Genomic DNA, 15,571 nt, shown 5'->3' with positions numbered 1-15,571 from the left:
TTAATAATGCATCAAAAAATCAGTCAGTTCTTGGCGGGTCTTTCTGGCCTTGTTGACCAGGCGGCCCAGTTCCTTGCCAGCCTCGGTCACGACCAGGCTCGGAATGCCAAAAATGTCCCAGTCCTTGGCCAAGTCCAGAAACTGGTCTCGGTCAACCTGAACAAAGATCAGGTGAGGGAAGTCTGCTGTCAAGTCATCCAAAAATGGGTAGATAAATTGGCAATCCCCGCACCAGTCTGCGGTAAAGACAAAAACGGTGCGGTGGTCTGAGGCCACATAATCGGCCAGTTCTTGGTAGGATGTCGCTTTAATCATGGGAAATGCCCTCCTCTAACTGTTTATAGTCAATCTGGCCCTTGTAATGGCGGAACTCGAAGACCACGCCGTCATCGAACACCACACCGCCACGGGTTTCTCCAGCTCGGCTATTGGCCTCCGTCACATAAAGGACGTCAATGGTCCCCATGGGCTCAAAAAAGGCTCGGACCTCCGCCAAGAGGCTCTCGTCCTGCTGCTGGTTTTTGACCTGTTTTTTGTGGCCCAGAAAGGCCAAAAGGCCCAAGGCACTGATGACCCCTGTCGCCAGGGCAAATTTTTTCTTCTTCATGCTTATATTTTACCACAAAGTTAGGTAAAGTGCCGACCTTTTTGCTATAATAGTAAAAAAGAGTTAAGGAGATACCGATGACTGACTTGTTTCAAAAAATCAAAACCGTGACTGAACTAAAAGGCCTGCCAGGCCATGAGGGCGACATCCGCCACTTCATCCGCCAGGAGCTTGAAGGCAAGGTGGACCGCATCGACACCGACGGCCTGGGCGGGATTTTCGGTATCCGTGAGAGTAAGGCCCCTGACGCCCCTCGGGTTCTGGTCGCTGCCCACATGGACGAGGTTGGCTTCATGATTAGTGCCATCAAGCCCGACGGGACCTTTCGCGTGGTTGAGCTAGGCGGCTGGAACCCGCTGGTAGTTAGCGGCCAGCGCTTCACCCTCCATACCCGGGACGGCCGCGTCTTTCCTGTCATTTCTGGGTCAGTACCGCCCCATCTCCTTCGCGGGGGCAATGGCGGAGCGGGTTTACCAGCCATCGGTGACATCATTTTTGACGCTGGTTTTGCGGATAAGACCGAGGCAGAAGCCTTCGGCGTTCGCCCAGGCGACCTGATTGTCCCAGAAACCGAGACTATCCTGACTGCCAATGGCAAAAACATCATCTCCAAGGCCTGGGACAATCGTTACGGTGTCCTCATGGTAACCGAGTTGATTGACCAGCTCAAGGACACCCCGCTACCCAACACCCTGATTGTAGGGGCCAATGTCCAGGAAGAAGTTGGCCTACGTGGGGCCCATGTCTCGACCACCAAGTTTGACCCAGAGGTCTTTTTGGCGGTGGACTGCTCCCCTGCTGGTGATGTTTACGGAGACCAGGGCAAGATTGGGGACGGCACCCTGATTCGTTTCTACGACCCAGGCCACCTCATGTTGCCAGCCATGAAAGACTTCTTGCTGGATACGGCAGAATCAGCTGGCATCAAGTACCAGTACTACTGCGGCAAGGGTGGAACGGACGCTGGAGCTGCTCACCTCAAAAACGGTGGCGTGCCGTCAACCACCATCGGTGTCTGTGCCCGTTACATCCACTCCCACCAGACCCTCTATGCCATGGATGATTTCCTAGAGGCCCAGAACTTCCTGCAAGCCCTGGTCAAAAACCTGGACCGCTCTGCTATTGATACCATCAAAAACTACTAAGCCACTCTTTGGAAGAGCTTATGGGACAGGGGCAACTGGCCAGTCTGATAAGAGGCTTGGATTAATAAAACGTGTTCGCTGTTACCGGCGAACACGTTTTATTTAGTTATCTGGCGTCAAAACCATGGGAATGATGATGGGCTCACGCTCGGTTTTTTCGTAGAGGTAGGGTTTGAGGGCATTGATGATGGCCCCGTTGACCGTTTGAATGTTGGCGTCCTTGCTCTTTAAGGCCACACGAATGGCGTTGAAAAGAACTTTTTGACTCTCACGAATCAAATCGCCAGACTCCCGCATGTAGATGAAACCTCGACTGAGAATATCTGGACCAGCCAAAATCATCTTGGACTTGAAGTCAACCGTCGCAACGGCCAACACAACCCCGTCTTCAGACAGATCACGGCGGTCACGCAGAACAGCTGCTCCGATTTCACCGATGCGGTTGCCATCGACGTAAACGTCTTGGGCGTTGAATTTGCCAGCCAGACGGGCAGAATCCTTGGTGATGGCCAGCACATCGCCGTTTTCCATGATGAAGGTGTTTTCTTTTGGCACGCCACAGTCAACAGCCAGGCGGGCATGAACCTTCTGCATCCGGTATTCCCCGTGGACAGGCATGAAGTACTTAGGCTTCATGAGGCGGATCATGAGTTTTTGCTCCTGCTGGCCGCCGTGTCCAGAGGTGTGGATGTTGTTGATTTTTCCATGAATGACCTCAACGCCAGCCTCTTGGATGGTGTTAATCAGCTTGTTGACACTGGTGGTGTTACCAGGAATTGGGCTGGATGAGAACATGACCGTGTCACCTGGTTGGAGCACCACGTGGCGGTGCATGCCGTTGGCAATCCGTGACAGGGCCGCCATGGCTTCGCCCTGGCTACCGGTACACATGATGAGGATTTCGCTGGCATGGTAATTTTTCAACTCATTTGGCTCGATGATGGTGCCTTTTGGCACCTTGATGTAGCCCAATTCAATCCCGTTGACAATGGCTTTTTCCATGGAACGGCCAAAGACCACGATTTTTCGCCCAGTTTTGACGGCCGCTTCAGCGGCCTGTTGGAGACGGAAGATGTTGGAGGCAAAGGAGGCAAAGATAATCCGTCCCTGGATGCCTTCGATGATGTTGAGAATAGACTTGCCCACCACCTGTTCCGAATTGGTGAAGGTTGGGACAGTCGCGTTGGTGGAATCTGATAAGAGGAGCAGGACCCCGTCCTCTCCCAGCGCAGCCATTCGGTGGAGATCGGCAGGCTCACCCACAGGGGTAAAGTCGAACTTGAAGTCGCCCGTGCAGACCACCTTGCCTTGAGGGGTGTGAATCACGATGCCCAAGGGCTCTGGAATGGAGTGAGTGGTGCGGAAGAAGGTCACACTCAGGTGCTTGAAGGTCAGCTCGGAGTTGTGGTTAATTTCATGGAGCTTGGCATCACGCAGGAGACCGTGCTCCTCCAGCTTGCCCCGAATGAGGGCCAGGGCCAGTGGGCCAGCATAGATAGGGACATTGGCCTGTTTGAGCAGGAAGGGAATGCCCCCGATGTGGTCCTCGTGGCCGTGAGTGATGACCAGGGCCTTGACCCTGCTCAGGTTCTCAACGATGTAGGAGTAGTCTGGAATGACGTAGTCAATCCCCAAGAGGTCGTCTTCTGGGAACTTGATGCCAGCATCGACGATGATGATCTCGTTTTGGTACTCAATGCCGTAGGTGTTCTTGCCGATTTCGCCCAGTCCACCGATGGCAAAGACCCCAACTTCGTGCGGTTTAAGGTTTACTGCCATATTAGAACTCCGTTAACTGGAAGGCACCTGACTCTTTTTCGTAGGCCAAATGGTCGTCTGACAGGTGTTGGATGAGCTCAATGTTGTAGTTGGTTTTCTCTTCAACGATTTGACGGACAATGATGCGACCCTCCAATTCGGTCTTGGCGTCCACCTCCAAGTAAAGCGACTTGGTGGTTTCACGACGTGGGCTGCGATCCTTGCGTTCCTGGTAAAATACTTTATAAATCATGTGTTAGGTGTCCTTTCTGGGTTGCAGATTTGGTCAAGTGGCTCAAACAGGGCGACAAGAAATGGGCCTCCAGCGGAGGAGTGTCCCTTATTCTGTTTCAGGTTAGTCGATTTGACCTTGATTCGTTGCAATTATCTCCATTATATCATAAAATAGAAGGCAGAAGCAAGCTAGCACCTCACAAACAGAAAGGACTTTGCATGACCCTACTCGCCTTTGACAGTTCCAACAAGGCGCTGACCATCGCCCTCTTGGATGGCGACCAGCTCCTGGCCGAGCTGACCCTCAATATCAAAAAGAACCACAGCATCAGCCTCATGCCCAGCATCGACTTTCTGACCGCCCAGGTGGGCCTAACCCCTCAGAACCTGACTCGGATTGCAGTGGCGGAAGGCCCCGGTTCCTACACGGGTCTCCGTATGGCCGTGGCTACCGCCAAGACCCTGGCCTATACCCTGGGCATCGACCTGGTCGGGGTTTCCAGCCTCTACGCCTTGACCACGGACGCTCCAGGTTTGGTGGTCCCCCTCATTGACGCCCGCCGCAACACGGTTTATGCTGGTTTTTATGACAATGGCCGAACCCTTGAGCCAGACCGCCATGACGACTTTGCAGCCGTTTTGGACAGCTTAGAGACCTCAGCCCACCTGGCAGAGCCGTCACAGTTGACCTTCGTCGGTGAAGTGGCTAACTTTACTGACCAAATCAAGGAACGTTTTCCAGAAGCCACCATCCAGCCAACCCTGCCCTCCGCCTATCGGATTGGCCTCCTAGCTCAAAACTTGCCCGCCGTTGATGTCCACAGCTTTGTCCCAGCCTACCTGAAAAAGGTTGAAGCTGAGGAGAACTGGCTCAAGACCAACGCTGTGGGTGACACCAGCACCTATATCAAGAGGGTCTAGCATGGCAGACCAGACTAGAGCCCAGGCCATCCATGGGATTTTGACGGCCGTTTACGGTCAGTCGCCCTGGAGCCTGGAACAGATTGTAGCGGACATGGACAAGCCCGAAACCGATTATTTTGTCGTTCAGGAAAAGGGCGAGGTCGTCGGCTTTTTAAGCACCCTGCTTTTGGTCGGCGAGCTGGAAATCACCAACATCGCCGTCCATCCAGATTGTCAGGGCAGGGGTCTGGCTGACCAGCTCATGGCCCAACTGGCTACTGAGCGCCAGCCCATTTTCCTAGAAGTAAGAGCCAGCAACCTAGCGGCCCAGAACCTTTACCTCAAACATGGCTTTGAACCTGTGGGCCGGCGGAAAAACTACTACCACAACCCGACCGAGGATGCCGTGCTGATGGTGAAAAATGCAGACTAGAAAAAACTCGATTTTGTAATATACAAAATCGAGGAGAAAGGGTACCAATCCTTAATTTTTGGCGGGAATACGGAACTGAGCTAATAGGGGACTACTGAGTTGCTAGTCGAGACACAACTCCTGTTAGAAATCTCATTTTTTTCTTAACCAATATAAGAGGAGAAAAATTAAAATTAATTTAACCAATTCAGTTGCGATAAAAACTCTACCTTTTCGAGGGGAATCATATTTTTTTTGAAATCTAATTTTGCTAAATAAAGTTGGTTTCTAAGATTGATTTTTAATTGGTCAAGTCGGTTAAATCGATTGAGTTTGTCGTATAATTTAGACTTCCAAAATACCATTTTTTCTCCTTTCTAACAATAACCAAGTAAAGCAATAAAGAAAACGTTTTCCGTAACACTACTATACTTCTTTAAAAATAAAAAGTCAAGCAAAACGGTAATCGCTTAAACAACTCGGTATTCCTAGTATGCCTTGCTTTGAAAAATAAAATAAATTATTTGAAGAGATACGAACATGACAGATAGATACATTTTAGCCATTGAAACCTCCTGTGATGAGACCAGCGTGGCCATCTTGAAAAATGAGCGGGAGCTCTTGACCAATATCATCGCCAGTCAGGTGGCCAGCCACCAGCGGTTTGGGGGTGTGGTGCCCGAGGTGGCTAGCCGCCACCATGTGGAGGTGATTACCCTCTGTATTGCCGACGCTCTGGCTGAGGCTAGCCTTGAGCCCGCCGACCTGACCGCTGTGGCGGTGACCCAGGGACCTGGCCTGGTTGGCGCCCTCTTGGTGGGTCTGGCTGCGGCCAAGGCTTTTGCCTGGGCTCATAGCCTACCCATCATTCCTGTTAACCACATGTCCGGCCACCTAATGGCGGCCCAAGAACAGACCCAACTGACCTACCCGCTGATGGCCCTCTTGGTTTCAGGTGGCCACACCGAATTGGTTTATGTGCCTGAAAAGGGCAGCTATCAGATTGTCGGTGAGACCCGTGATGATGCGGTGGGGGAAGCCTACGACAAAGTGGGCCGGGTCATGGGCCTGCCCTACCCAGCCGGCCGTCAGATTGACCAGCTAGCCCACCAGGGTCAGGACACTTATCACTTCCCTCGGGCCATGATCAAGGAAGATAACCTAGACTTTTCTTTCTCTGGCCTCAAGTCAGCCTTCATCAACCTCCACCACAATGCCGAGCAAAAAGGCGAGGAACTGGTCTTGGAGGACCTCTGCACCTCCTTTCAAATGGCAGTGCTGGACATCCTGCTGGCCAAGACCAAGAAGGCTCTGGCTGCCTATCCAGTTTCCCAGCTGGTGGTCGCAGGTGGCGTTGCCGCCAACCAGGGCTTGCGAGAACGGCTGGCCAGCGACTTGACCGATGTCGAGGTCATTATTCCCCCCCTACGCCTCTGCGGTGACAATGCGGGCATGATTGCCCTGGCCGCAGCCGTTGAGTATGAGCTGGGCCGTCTGGGCCAACTGGACCTCAATGCCAAACCTAGTCTGGCATTTCCCAGCCTAGACCAGAAAAACTAGAAAATCATTGAAAAAAAAGACAAAAAAAGGTAAGATAAGACGTAAACGTTTTAATTTCGGAAAGGACATGTGACATGACACACCTTCAATTTGACTATTCAAAAGTTCTGGGGACTTTTGTGGCCCAAGAGGAACTGGACTACCTCCAGCCTCAAGTGACCCTGGCTGACCAGATGCTTCGCCAAGGGACAGGCCCAGGTAGCGACTTTTTGGGCTGGCTTGATTTACCTGAAAACTATGATAAAGAAGAGTTTGACCGCATCTTGGCGGCGGCTGACAAGATTAAGAGTGACAGCGAGGTTCTGGTCGTTATCGGTATCGGTGGTTCTTACTTGGGTGCCAAGGCGGCCATTGACTTCCTCAACAACCATTTTGTCAACTTGCTTTCTGCGGAAAATCGCAAAGCGCCTCAGATTTTGTATGCAGGAAACTCCATTTCCTCAACCTACCTGGCTGATCTAGTGGACTATGTGGCTGACAAGGACTTCTCAGTCAACGTGATTTCAAAATCTGGTACCACAACTGAGCCAGCCATCGCCTTCCGCGTCTTCAAAGAGCTCTTGGTTAAGAAATACGGTCAGGAAGAAGCTAACAAGCGGATCTATGCCACGACTGACAAGGCCAAAGGTGCGGTGAAGGTGGAAGCCGATGCCAACGGCTGGGATACTTTTGTTGTTCCAGACAATGTTGGCGGTCGCTTCTCAGTTTTGACAGCCGTAGGCCTTCTGCCAATCGCTGCCAGCGGTGCAGACATCCAGGCCCTCATGGCTGGTGCAGCTGCGGCCCGCCAGGAATTGGCGTCAGCCGAATTGAGCCAAAACCCAGCCTACCAGTATGCCGCTCTGCGGACCATCCTCTACCGCAAGGGCTATGTGACCGAGATTTTGGCCAACTACGAGCCGTCCCTCCAATACTTTGGTGAGTGGTGGAAGCAGTTGGCGGGGGAGTCAGAAGGCAAGCATCAAAAAGGGATTTACCCAACCTCTGCCAACTTCTCAACCGACCTCCACTCTCTGGGTCAATTTATCCAGGAAGGCTACCGCAACATCTTTGAGACCGTGGTGCGTGTGGACAAGCCACGCCGCAATGTTCTCATTCCTGAAATGGCTGAGGACCTGGACGGCCTTGGTTACCTCCAAGGCAAGGACGTTGACTTCGTCAACAAGAAAGCAACAGACGGAGTTCTTCTGGCCCATACCGATGGTGGTGTGCCAAACCTCTTTGTGACCCTGCCTGAGCAAGATGCCTTTACCCTGGGCTATGCCATTTACTTCTTCGAATTGGCCATTGCCATCACAGGTTACCTCAACAGCGTTAACCCGTTTGACCAACCAGGGGTTGAAGCCTACAAGAAAAACATGTTCGCCCTGCTGGGCAAACCAGGCTTTGAGGAGCTGTCAGCTGAACTCAACGCCCGTCTCTAATTTGACAAAACTAATGATTTGAACAAGCAAGGAAAAAGTTTTCCTTGCTTTTCAATTGTCCAAAATTCTTCTATAATAGAAACCATGAAACGTATCAATTGGTTAAAAGTTTTGGGTCTGACCAGCCTGCTTGCCCTGGTTCTGTCTGTGGGCGCCAGCTTTTATTTTTTCCAAGTCGCTCAAGTCCGAGGGGAAAAGTCCTTCGTGGCGAGTAGCGATACCCCTAAGGACAGTCCCCTCTACCCCTATCAGGAGGCTTTTGAGGCTCTACCCAGGGAGGAACGGGAGATGACCCACCAGGGGCTTAGGCAGGTGGCCTGGTATGTGCCGGCCGCTCAAGCCAGCGACAAGACGGTTATCGTGGTTCATGGCTTTGGTCAGGATAAACGTCGCATGCGGCCCTACGCCTACCTTTTCCATAAGCTGGGCTACAATGTTCTTTTGCCAGATAACATGGCCCACGGCGATAGCGAGGGTCAACTGATTGGTTACGGTTGGAATGATCGCCTCAACCTCATCAAGTGGGCGGAACTCTTGGTCGAGGAAAATCCCAACAGCCAGCTGGTGCTTTACGGCCTATCCATGGGTGGGGCGACGGTCATGATGGCTAGTGGCGAGGAGAGCTTGCCTGAGCAGGTCTTTGCCCTGATTGAGGATGCTGGTTATACCAGTGTTTGGGATGAGTTGGTCTTTCAGGCCAAGGACATGTATAACCTACCAGCCTTCCCTCTCCTGTATCAGGTTTCCGCCCTGTCCAAGCTGAGGGCTGGTTTTAGTTACGGTCAGGCCAGTTCGGTCAAGCAGTTGGCTAAGAACGATTTGCCGATTCTCTTTATCCACGGGGACAGGGATACCTTTGTCCCAAGTGAGATGGTCCATGCCAATTATGCTGCCACGGCTGGTGCCAAGGAGCTTTACATCGTGCCTGGGGCCGACCATTCGAAGACCTTTGAGACTGATACGGCTGCTTATGAAACGGCCATCAAAACTTTTTTAGAAAAATATGAAAAATAGACTTGACGACTTTCCTGTGATTTGGTAGAATAGATGATGTTGTTACGGCAACAAGCCATTCGCGGGGATGGCGGAATTGGCAGACGCGCAGGACTAAGGATCCTGTGGCCGCTTTAGGCCGTGTGGGTTCAAGTCCCACTCTCCGCATCTCAACCAGCCTTTGGGCTGGTTTTTTCTTGCCCAGGGAATTTTTTTCTAAAAAATGGAGCAAGCTACTTGACAGATTTTCAACGATTTGGTAGAATAGATGATGTTGTTACGGCAACAAGCCATTCGCGGGGATGGCGGAATTGGCAGACGCGCAGGACTAAGGATCCTGTGGCCGCTTTAGGCCGTGTGGGTTCAAGTCCCACTCTCCGCAGCTCAACCAGCCTTTGGGCTGGTTTTTTTGTTTCCATAGCACACAGCAGGCGAGCTGAGAAGCTGCCTTTATAAGATGTCACCAAATTTCATCTTCCTTTTGTTTGAAAAATATTGCATTTTTTTTTGAAAAGAGGTATAATAGAAAGCGTTGAGGATATTTGCAGGTGTTCAAGTTAAAAACATCACAATGCGAACTTTCCCTCGAACAAAAATATTAACTGGATTTTCATAAGGAGGAAATCACAAATGGTAGTTAAAGTTGGTATTAACGGTTTCGGACGTATCGGTCGTCTTGCTTTCCGTCGTATCCAAAACGTAGAAGGCGTTGAAGTAACTCGCATCAACGACTTGACAGATCCAAACATGCTTGCACACTTGCTCAAGTACGACACAACTCAAGGTCGTTTTGACGGTACTGTGGAAGTTAAAGAAGGTGGTTTTGAAGTTAACGGTAAATTCGTTAAAGTATCAGCTGAAGCTGATCCAGCAAACATCGACTGGGCAACTGAAGGCGTAGACATCGTTTTGGAAGCTACTGGTTTCTTTACTTCTAAAGAAAAAGCTGAAAAACACTTGCACGCTAACGGTGCGAAAAAAGTTGTTATCACAGCTCCTGGTGGTAACGACGTGAAAACTGTTGTTTTCAACACTAACCATGATATCCTTGACGGTACTGAAACAGTTATCTCAGGTGCATCTTGTACCACTAACTGCTTGGCACCAATGGCTAAAGCCCTTCACGACGCTTTCGGCGTTCAAAAAGGTCTCATGACAACTATCCACGGTTACACTGGTGACCAAATGGTTCTTGATGGCCCACACCGCGGTGGCGACCTCCGTCGTGCTCGTGCTGCTGCAGCTAACATCGTTCCTAACTCAACTGGTGCTGCTAAAGCAATCGGTCTTGTTATCCCTGAGTTGAACGGTAAACTTGACGGTGCTGCACAACGTGTTCCAGTTCCAACTGGTTCTGTAACTGAGTTGATTGTTACCCTTGACAAAGAAGTAACTGCTGACGAAGTAAATGCTTACATGAAGTCTGTTGCGAACGAGTCTTACGGTTACACTGAAGACCAAATCGTATCATCTGACATCGTTGGTATCTCTTACGGTTCACTCTTTGACGCAACTCAAACTAAAGTATTGACTGTTGACGGTCAACAATTGGTTAAAGTTGTATCTTGGTACGACAACGAAATGTCTTACACTGCTCAATTGGTTCGTACCCTTGAGTACTTTGCGAAAATCGCTAAATAAGGTTTAACCTGAAAAAGAGGGGGCTTGCCCCTTCTTTTTTTGTTTCTTTTTACGGCTCATTGTCAACTGTAGTGGGTTGACCAATCTAACACCGAGAGAGGACAAGTCTTGTCTTCTCTCGTTTTATGTTTATGGCAATGAAAATACGAGTTTTGAAGTTTTCAAAGTTTCGGAAGCCAAAAGCATTCCGCTTAATGACCTTGATGATATTGTTTGTCGCCTCGAGTTTGGCATTAGAGTAAGGCAATTCCAAAGCATTGATAACCTTGTCCCTGTCCTTCAAAAAGGTTCTAAAAACTGTCTGAAAGACAGGCTTGACGTTTGAAATGGTCTCCTCAATCAGTCCAAAAAACTGGTCAGCTTGTTTCTCCTGGAAATGAAACAGGAGCAGTTGATAGAGCTCGTAATGTTCTTTCAGTTCTTGAGAATAGCTGAGCAGCTTAGCGACAATCTCCTGGTTAGTCAAGTGCATGCGAAAAGTTGGACGATAAAAGCGTTTATCGCTGATCTTACGACTATCTTGCTGGATTAGTTTCCAGTAGCGCTTGAGGGCCCTGTATTCGTGGGATTTTCGGTCAAACTGGTTCATTACCTGGATGCGTAGCCTGTTCATGGATCTGCTTAGGTGTTGGACAATGTGGAAACGATCGAGGACGATTTTAGCAGTTGGAAATAGTTTCTTAGCGATGTCGTAGTAGGGGCTAAACATGTCCATTGTAATGACTTTGACGCGGTTTCTGACGGCTCTAGAATAGCGTAGAAAGTGGTTGCGAATGGTAGCTTGGGTTCGACCGTCTAGAATTGTGATGATTTTGAGCGAGTCAAAGTCTTGAGCGATGAAGCTCATTTTGCCTTTCTTGAAGCTGTATTCGTCCCAGGACATGTTCTCAGGAATCCAAGTCAGATCTGTCTTGAACTGGAATTCCTTTAGTTTTCGGATGACGGTTGAGGTTGATACCGCAAGGCTGTCAGCGATGGCCGTCAGGGCAACTTTCTCAATCAGTTTCTGGGCGATTTTCTGATGAAGGATGACAGGGATTTGGTGGTTTTTCTTGACCAATGAGGTCTCAGCGACAGCTATTTTTCCGCACTCCTGGCATCGGAACCGGCGCTTTCGCAAGCGAATGAGTGTCTTGTAACCAGCACATTCTAGGTAGGGTATTTTGGATGGTTTCTGGAAGTCGTATTTAGCCATCTGGCCCTGGCAATGTTGGCATTTTGGAGCAGTGTAGTCCAGTTTAGCGATGACTTCCTTGTGACTTCCAGCCTCCACAATCTCCAAAATAGTGATATTAGGGTCTTTAATTTCTAGCAGTTGTGTGATAAAATGATTGTGTTCCATATGAGTCCTTCTAATGTGAGTTTCGTCGCTTTTCATTGTAGGTCATATGGGACTTTTTTCATACTCAAAAGACCCTATAATCTCTGTCGTGGATTTACCCACTACAGAAATTATAGAGCCCTTTTTACGAGTAAAAGTCTAGACTTTTGAGTTTATAAAACTAGATGTTTGTGTTATAATGGGCCCAATGGTTGAAAAGGAGGTGGCCTTGTGGGGATTAGAGAGCCCAAGTACAGTCAGATTGCCAGAACCATTCGCCAAGCCATCCAGGAGGGTGACTATCCTATCAAGAGTCGTTTGCCAGATGGCAAGACCTTGGCGGCTGCCCACGGTGTTAGCTTAATGACCCTCAATCGGGCCTTGGACCTCTTGGTGGCGGAGGGTTATGTCCTTCGTCGGCGTGGGGATGGCAGTTTTGTGCGAGATTGGAAGACCGCCGGTCGGTCTAGAACCTATTCGCTCAATGGCTCTTATGACAATTATGGCGGTGCGATTTCATCTAAGGTCCTGACCTTCGAGGCGGTTCACCCTAGTCAAGAGGTGGCGGACAGGCTGTCGCTATCAATGGACGATTTTGTCAATCTGGATGTGGCAGCTGTGGAAAGTATCATCACCGCCTGCTTTGTCCCTATGGAACAATTTTAAAAGGAGAAACAAATGGAAAACTATGTCTTAAGTAACGGTGTCAGCATTCCCAAAATCGGTTTTGGGACCTGGCAAATTCCTGACGGAGAAGAAGTTTATAAGAGCGTCAGCCATGCCCTCAAGGTCGGCTATACCCATGTGGATACCGCTCAAATCTACGGCAATGAAATCGGTGTAGGCCGTGCCATCGCTGACAGCGGTCTGGCTCGTGAGGACGTCTTCTTAACCACCAAGGTTTGGAACGACAAGCACGATTACGAGCTGGCCAAGGCCTCGATTGATGAGTCTTTGAAAAAATTGGGCGTGGACTATGTGGACTTGCTGCTGATTCATTGGCCAAATCCCAAGGCTATCCGTGATAGCTGGAAGGAAGGCAATGCTGGGGCTTGGAAGGCTATGGAAGAAGCCTACAAGGCTGGCAAGGTTCGGGCCATCGGGGTGTCTAATTTCATGATTCACCACCTGGAAGCCCTCTTTGAGACGGCTGAAATCAAGCCTCATGTCAATCAGGTTCTTCTGGCACCTGGTTGCCCTCAAGAAGAATTGGTGGCCTTCTGTCAGCAACACCATATTCTTCTGGAGGCTTACAGCCCGCTGGGAACTGGTACCATTTTCAAAAACGAAACGGTTCAAGCCCTGGCTGACAAGTACGGCAAGTCTGTGGCTCAGGTAGCCCTGACCTGGTCTTTGGGAAAAGGCTTTTTGCCCCTGCCTAAATCAGTGACACCAGCCAACATCGAAGCTAACTTGGACATCTTTGACATCCAGTTGTCCGCTGAGGATGTTGCCCTTCTGGACAAGGTTGAGGGTGTGGCTACCCAAAGCAACCCAGATGAAGTGAATTTCTAAGAGACGAGAGACGAGTTTTTGGCTCGTCTTTTTATTTAGAATTATTCTAAAAAGAACTTGACAACCATCTGGTTTTTTAGTATAATTCTAAATAAGAAAAGGAAAGAAGGATTTTTTCATGACAGAGAACTTTTCAAGCAAATTAAACATTTTACGGGCTGGGGTGCTGGGTGCCAATGATGGCATCGTTTCGATCGCTGGGGTGGTGATTGGGGTGGCGACAGCCACATCTGATACTGGGGTGATTTTCTTGTCTGGTATGGCAGCCATTTTGGCGGGAGCCTTTTCCATGGCTGGTGGTGAGTATGTCAGCGTGTCCACGCAAAAAGACACGGAACTGGCGGCTACCGCCAGGGAACAAGCTCTCTATGACCGTGATCCAGAGGCGGCCAAAGCCTCTCTTTACGCTCTCTATCTCAGCCGGGGGGAATGCCCAACTTCTGCTCAGCTATTGACCAACAAGGCCTTTGCCAATAACCCTGTGAAAACCCTGGTCGAGGAAAAGTACAACCTGGAATTTGAGGAATACACTAGCCCCTGGCAGGCGGCTCTATCTAGCTTTTTGGCCTTTTTCCTGGGGTCAATCCTGCCCATGCTGGCCGTTATGGTCGTGCCTCAGGCGGTGCGGGTGCCTGTAACCATGCTGGTTGTGGTGGCCTGCCTCTTTGCAACGGGCTACACCAGTGCCAGACTGGGTGACGCCCCTGTTTGGCCTGCCGTTCGGCGAAATGTGGCCATGGGCCTCTTGACCATGCTGGCGACCTATGCCATTGGTCACTTTCTGGGCGCAGGTTTACCACTTTAGATTTTGTTGTTGGTAATAGCAGAGCAGTTAATCGCCCTTAGGGGCTTTTTTTAGTTTATGGGACAAAAAAAGTCGTGAGCACACATTCTTGATGGTTCTCACGACGAGTTGGCTTAGGCCTTATACAGTTTTTGGTCTTTGAGAAAGACCTGGCTGACGCTGGCAAATTTTTTGAGTTTCTTGACGTCCTCTGGGTGGGTGGTCAGGGTGATGACCAGGCCCTCCTTGCCCATGCGACCAGTTCGGCCAGCCCGATGGGTATAGGCTTCCTGATCTCGTGGCACTTCAAAGTTGATAACCAGTTCCAGACTGTCAATGTCAATGCCTCGGGCAACCAAATCAGTTGCGAGGAGCAGGTTAATCTCGTGGTTCTTGAACTTGTCCAAGATGACCTTGCGGAACTTGATGTTGACATCGCTGGCCAGAGAAACGGCTGAACTGCCCAGGTAGCTGAGTTTTTCCTCTGCAGCTCCCAAATCCGATAAACTGTTGAAGAAAACCAGTCCTCGGCAGTCAGGAATGTTTGAAAACTTCCGCAGGAGTTCCAGACGGTCTCGCTTGTCCACATTGAGGTAGTGGTGGCTGATGGTATCTAGTTTTTGGTCAGACAGGTCAATGGTCACCGTATCAGGGGCCAGGCTGGCTGGGTCAATCTTTTGAGTGGCTGACACATAGACCATCTGGTGGTCTCGTGGCACATGGGTGAGGATTTTGGTCACAAAGCCGTACTGGCTATCACTGAGCAGGTCATCAAACTCGTCCAGGATAATGGTATCCACGTTCATCATCTTGATTTTCTTGAGTTTAATCAGTTCAAAGACCCGACCTGCGGTGCCAATCAAGATTTCAGGGCCCTTTTTGAGGCGTTCGATTTGGCGTTTTTGACTGGAGCCAGACAAGAGGACTTGGGCCGTCAAACCGAGTGGTTCAGCCCAGGTCTTGGTGACCTCAAAAATCTGACCAGCCAGCTCGGAATTGGGGGCCAAAATCAGCAACTGCTGGCTCTTTTGGGGCTTGAGTTTGAGGAGGCTTGGAAAGAGATAGGCCAGGGTCTTTCCGGTGCCTGTTGGGCTGACGGCCAGTAGGTTTTGTCCTGCGGTGATAGGGGCAAAAACAGCCTCTTGCACAGGGGTCAGTTGTTCAAAGTTCAGGTTGGTCAGCTGGTTCTGCCAGGCTGGGGGGAAGTGGTTTAACATGGGGGTACCTCGTTGTTGCTCTGCTATTGGGCGAATAAAATTAAGACGACAGGAGTG

General features: G+C 50.1%; 16 protein-coding genes and 2 tRNA genes. 12 read left to right on the top strand and 6 right to left on the bottom strand.

Translation table 11 applies throughout. The annotated features are described in order from the left end of the window. Both AC3ARB_RS09090 and AC3ARB_RS09085 read right to left on the bottom strand, forming a co-directional pair. Positions 1–315, bottom strand: a complete 315-nt coding sequence (locus AC3ARB_RS09090) for a thioredoxin family protein (RefSeq protein WP_488320248.1) — start codon at positions 313–315, stop codon at positions 1–3. Next, entirely contained in the window at positions 308–607 is a 300-nt protein-coding gene (locus AC3ARB_RS09085; protein WP_488320247.1) for a DUF4651 domain-containing protein, read from the bottom strand. Before AC3ARB_RS09085 ends, AC3ARB_RS09090 begins: the two co-directional genes overlap by 8 nt. Before the next feature lie 77 nt (positions 608–684). Between AC3ARB_RS09085 and pepA the strand changes: the two genes are divergently transcribed. Then, the gene (gene pepA, locus AC3ARB_RS09080) at positions 685–1,752 is read left to right on the top strand and encodes a glutamyl aminopeptidase (RefSeq protein WP_488320246.1); all 1,068 of its coding nucleotides are present in this window, start codon (positions 685–687) and stop codon (positions 1,750–1,752) included. 102 nt (positions 1,753–1,854) lie between these two features. Here pepA and rnjA read toward each other — a convergent pair whose 3' ends face one another. Then, on the bottom strand, positions 1,855–3,531 hold the full coding sequence (gene rnjA / locus AC3ARB_RS09075) for a ribonuclease J1 (RefSeq protein WP_488320245.1): 1,677 nt from the start codon (positions 3,529–3,531) through the stop codon (positions 1,855–1,857). 1 nt (position 3,532) lies between these two features. Beyond that, on the bottom strand, positions 3,533–3,763 hold the full coding sequence (locus AC3ARB_RS09070) for a DNA-dependent RNA polymerase subunit epsilon (protein WP_488320244.1): 231 nt from the start codon (positions 3,761–3,763) through the stop codon (positions 3,533–3,535). A gap of 200 nt (positions 3,764–3,963) precedes the next feature. On the opposite strand from AC3ARB_RS09070, the gene tsaB reads away from it, so the two are divergent. The 8 genes from tsaB to gap all read left to right on the top strand — a co-directional run bounded on the left by tsaB (position 3,964) and on the right by gap (position 10,677). Next, positions 3,964–4,665, top strand: coding sequence for a tRNA (adenosine(37)-N6)-threonylcarbamoyltransferase complex dimerization subunit type 1 TsaB (tsaB, locus tag AC3ARB_RS09065; RefSeq protein ID WP_488320243.1), 702 nt, complete (start codon positions 3,964–3,966; stop codon positions 4,663–4,665). Between the two features lies 1 nt (position 4,666). Beyond that, positions 4,667–5,080, top strand: a complete 414-nt coding sequence (rimI, locus tag AC3ARB_RS09060) for a ribosomal protein S18-alanine N-acetyltransferase (RefSeq protein WP_488320242.1) — start codon at positions 4,667–4,669, stop codon at positions 5,078–5,080. A 519-nt stretch (positions 5,081–5,599) separates the two neighbouring features. After that, on the top strand, positions 5,600–6,619 hold the full coding sequence (tsaD, locus tag AC3ARB_RS09055; RefSeq protein WP_488320241.1) for a tRNA (adenosine(37)-N6)-threonylcarbamoyltransferase complex transferase subunit TsaD: 1,020 nt from the start codon (positions 5,600–5,602) through the stop codon (positions 6,617–6,619). Between the two features lie 74 nt (positions 6,620–6,693). Then, positions 6,694–8,043 (top strand): glucose-6-phosphate isomerase, encoded by a 1,350-nt coding sequence (locus AC3ARB_RS09050; protein WP_488320240.1) that lies wholly within the window; start codon positions 6,694–6,696, stop codon positions 8,041–8,043. Positions 8,044–8,127: 84 nt separating this feature from the next. Then, on the top strand, positions 8,128–9,057 hold the full coding sequence (locus AC3ARB_RS09045) for an alpha/beta hydrolase (RefSeq protein ID WP_488320239.1): 930 nt from the start codon (positions 8,128–8,130) through the stop codon (positions 9,055–9,057). 61 nt (positions 9,058–9,118) lie between these two features. After that, positions 9,119–9,204 (top strand) — tRNA-Leu (locus AC3ARB_RS09040). 128 nt (positions 9,205–9,332) lie between these two features. Further along, positions 9,333–9,418 (top strand) — tRNA-Leu (locus AC3ARB_RS09035). 248 nt (positions 9,419–9,666) lie between these two features. After that, entirely contained in the window at positions 9,667–10,677 is a 1,011-nt protein-coding gene (gene gap, locus AC3ARB_RS09030) for a type I glyceraldehyde-3-phosphate dehydrogenase (RefSeq protein WP_488320238.1), read from the top strand. A gap of 85 nt (positions 10,678–10,762) precedes the next feature. Here gap and AC3ARB_RS09025 read toward each other — a convergent pair whose 3' ends face one another. Beyond that, complete coding sequence (locus AC3ARB_RS09025) at positions 10,763–12,019, bottom strand: ISL3 family transposase (protein WP_488319560.1); 1,257 nt, start codon at positions 12,017–12,019, stop codon at positions 10,763–10,765. Between the two features lie 210 nt (positions 12,020–12,229). Between AC3ARB_RS09025 and AC3ARB_RS09020 the strand changes: the two genes are divergently transcribed. From AC3ARB_RS09020 to AC3ARB_RS09010, 3 genes are all read left to right on the top strand, one after another. Continuing rightward, positions 12,230–12,664 carry a GntR family transcriptional regulator gene (locus AC3ARB_RS09020; protein WP_488320237.1) on the top strand — a complete coding sequence of 145 codons (435 nt, stop codon included), beginning with the start codon at positions 12,230–12,232 and terminating at the stop codon, positions 12,662–12,664. Between the two features lie 12 nt (positions 12,665–12,676). Further along, positions 12,677–13,513 (top strand): aldo/keto reductase, encoded by an 837-nt coding sequence (locus AC3ARB_RS09015; RefSeq protein ID WP_488320236.1) that lies wholly within the window; start codon positions 12,677–12,679, stop codon positions 13,511–13,513. A 118-nt stretch (positions 13,514–13,631) separates the two neighbouring features. Continuing rightward, positions 13,632–14,318 carry a VIT1/CCC1 transporter family protein gene (locus AC3ARB_RS09010; RefSeq protein ID WP_488320235.1) on the top strand — a complete coding sequence of 229 codons (687 nt, stop codon included), beginning with the start codon at positions 13,632–13,634 and terminating at the stop codon, positions 14,316–14,318. Positions 14,319–14,431: 113 nt separating this feature from the next. Here the strand turns inward: AC3ARB_RS09010 and AC3ARB_RS09005 are convergent, their stop codons facing one another. Further along, positions 14,432–15,514 (bottom strand): DEAD/DEAH box helicase, encoded by a 1,083-nt coding sequence (locus AC3ARB_RS09005; protein WP_488320234.1) that lies wholly within the window; start codon positions 15,512–15,514, stop codon positions 14,432–14,434. Positions 15,515–15,571: the final 57 nt, after the last annotated feature.

Source organism: Streptococcus sp. ZY171113, from assembly GCF_057748235.1.
Note: the sequence above shows the minus strand (reverse complement) of the source record. Positions and strands in the feature narration are given on the sequence as shown.

Bases quoted from the DNA above. Each gene is read 5' to 3' on its own strand.
- AC3ARB_RS09090 (WP_488320248.1), bottom strand. From the start codon at position 315: ATGATTAAAGCGACATCCTACCAAGAACTGGCCGATTATGTGGCCTCA.
- AC3ARB_RS09085 (WP_488320247.1), bottom strand. From the start codon at position 607: ATGAAGAAGAAAAAATTTGCCCTGGCGACAGGGGTCATCAGTGCCTTG.
- pepA (WP_488320246.1), top strand. From the start codon at position 685: ATGACTGACTTGTTTCAAAAAATCAAAACCGTGACTGAACTAAAAGGC.
- rnjA (WP_488320245.1), bottom strand. From the start codon at position 3,531: ATGGCAGTAAACCTTAAACCGCACGAAGTTGGGGTCTTTGCCATCGGT.
- AC3ARB_RS09070 (WP_488320244.1), bottom strand. From the start codon at position 3,763: ATGATTTATAAAGTATTTTACCAGGAACGCAAGGATCGCAGCCCACGT.
- tsaB (WP_488320243.1), top strand. From the start codon at position 3,964: ATGACCCTACTCGCCTTTGACAGTTCCAACAAGGCGCTGACCATCGCC.
- rimI (WP_488320242.1), top strand. From the start codon at position 4,667: ATGGCAGACCAGACTAGAGCCCAGGCCATCCATGGGATTTTGACGGCC.
- tsaD (WP_488320241.1), top strand. From the start codon at position 5,600: ATGACAGATAGATACATTTTAGCCATTGAAACCTCCTGTGATGAGACC.
- AC3ARB_RS09050 (WP_488320240.1), top strand. From the start codon at position 6,694: ATGACACACCTTCAATTTGACTATTCAAAAGTTCTGGGGACTTTTGTG.
- AC3ARB_RS09045 (WP_488320239.1), top strand. From the start codon at position 8,128: ATGAAACGTATCAATTGGTTAAAAGTTTTGGGTCTGACCAGCCTGCTT.
- gap (WP_488320238.1), top strand. From the start codon at position 9,667: ATGGTAGTTAAAGTTGGTATTAACGGTTTCGGACGTATCGGTCGTCTT.
- AC3ARB_RS09025 (WP_488319560.1), bottom strand. From the start codon at position 12,019: ATGGAACACAATCATTTTATCACACAACTGCTAGAAATTAAAGACCCT.
- AC3ARB_RS09015 (WP_488320236.1), top strand. From the start codon at position 12,677: ATGGAAAACTATGTCTTAAGTAACGGTGTCAGCATTCCCAAAATCGGT.
- AC3ARB_RS09010 (WP_488320235.1), top strand. From the start codon at position 13,632: ATGACAGAGAACTTTTCAAGCAAATTAAACATTTTACGGGCTGGGGTG.
- AC3ARB_RS09005 (WP_488320234.1), bottom strand. From the start codon at position 15,514: ATGTTAAACCACTTCCCCCCAGCCTGGCAGAACCAGCTGACCAACCTG.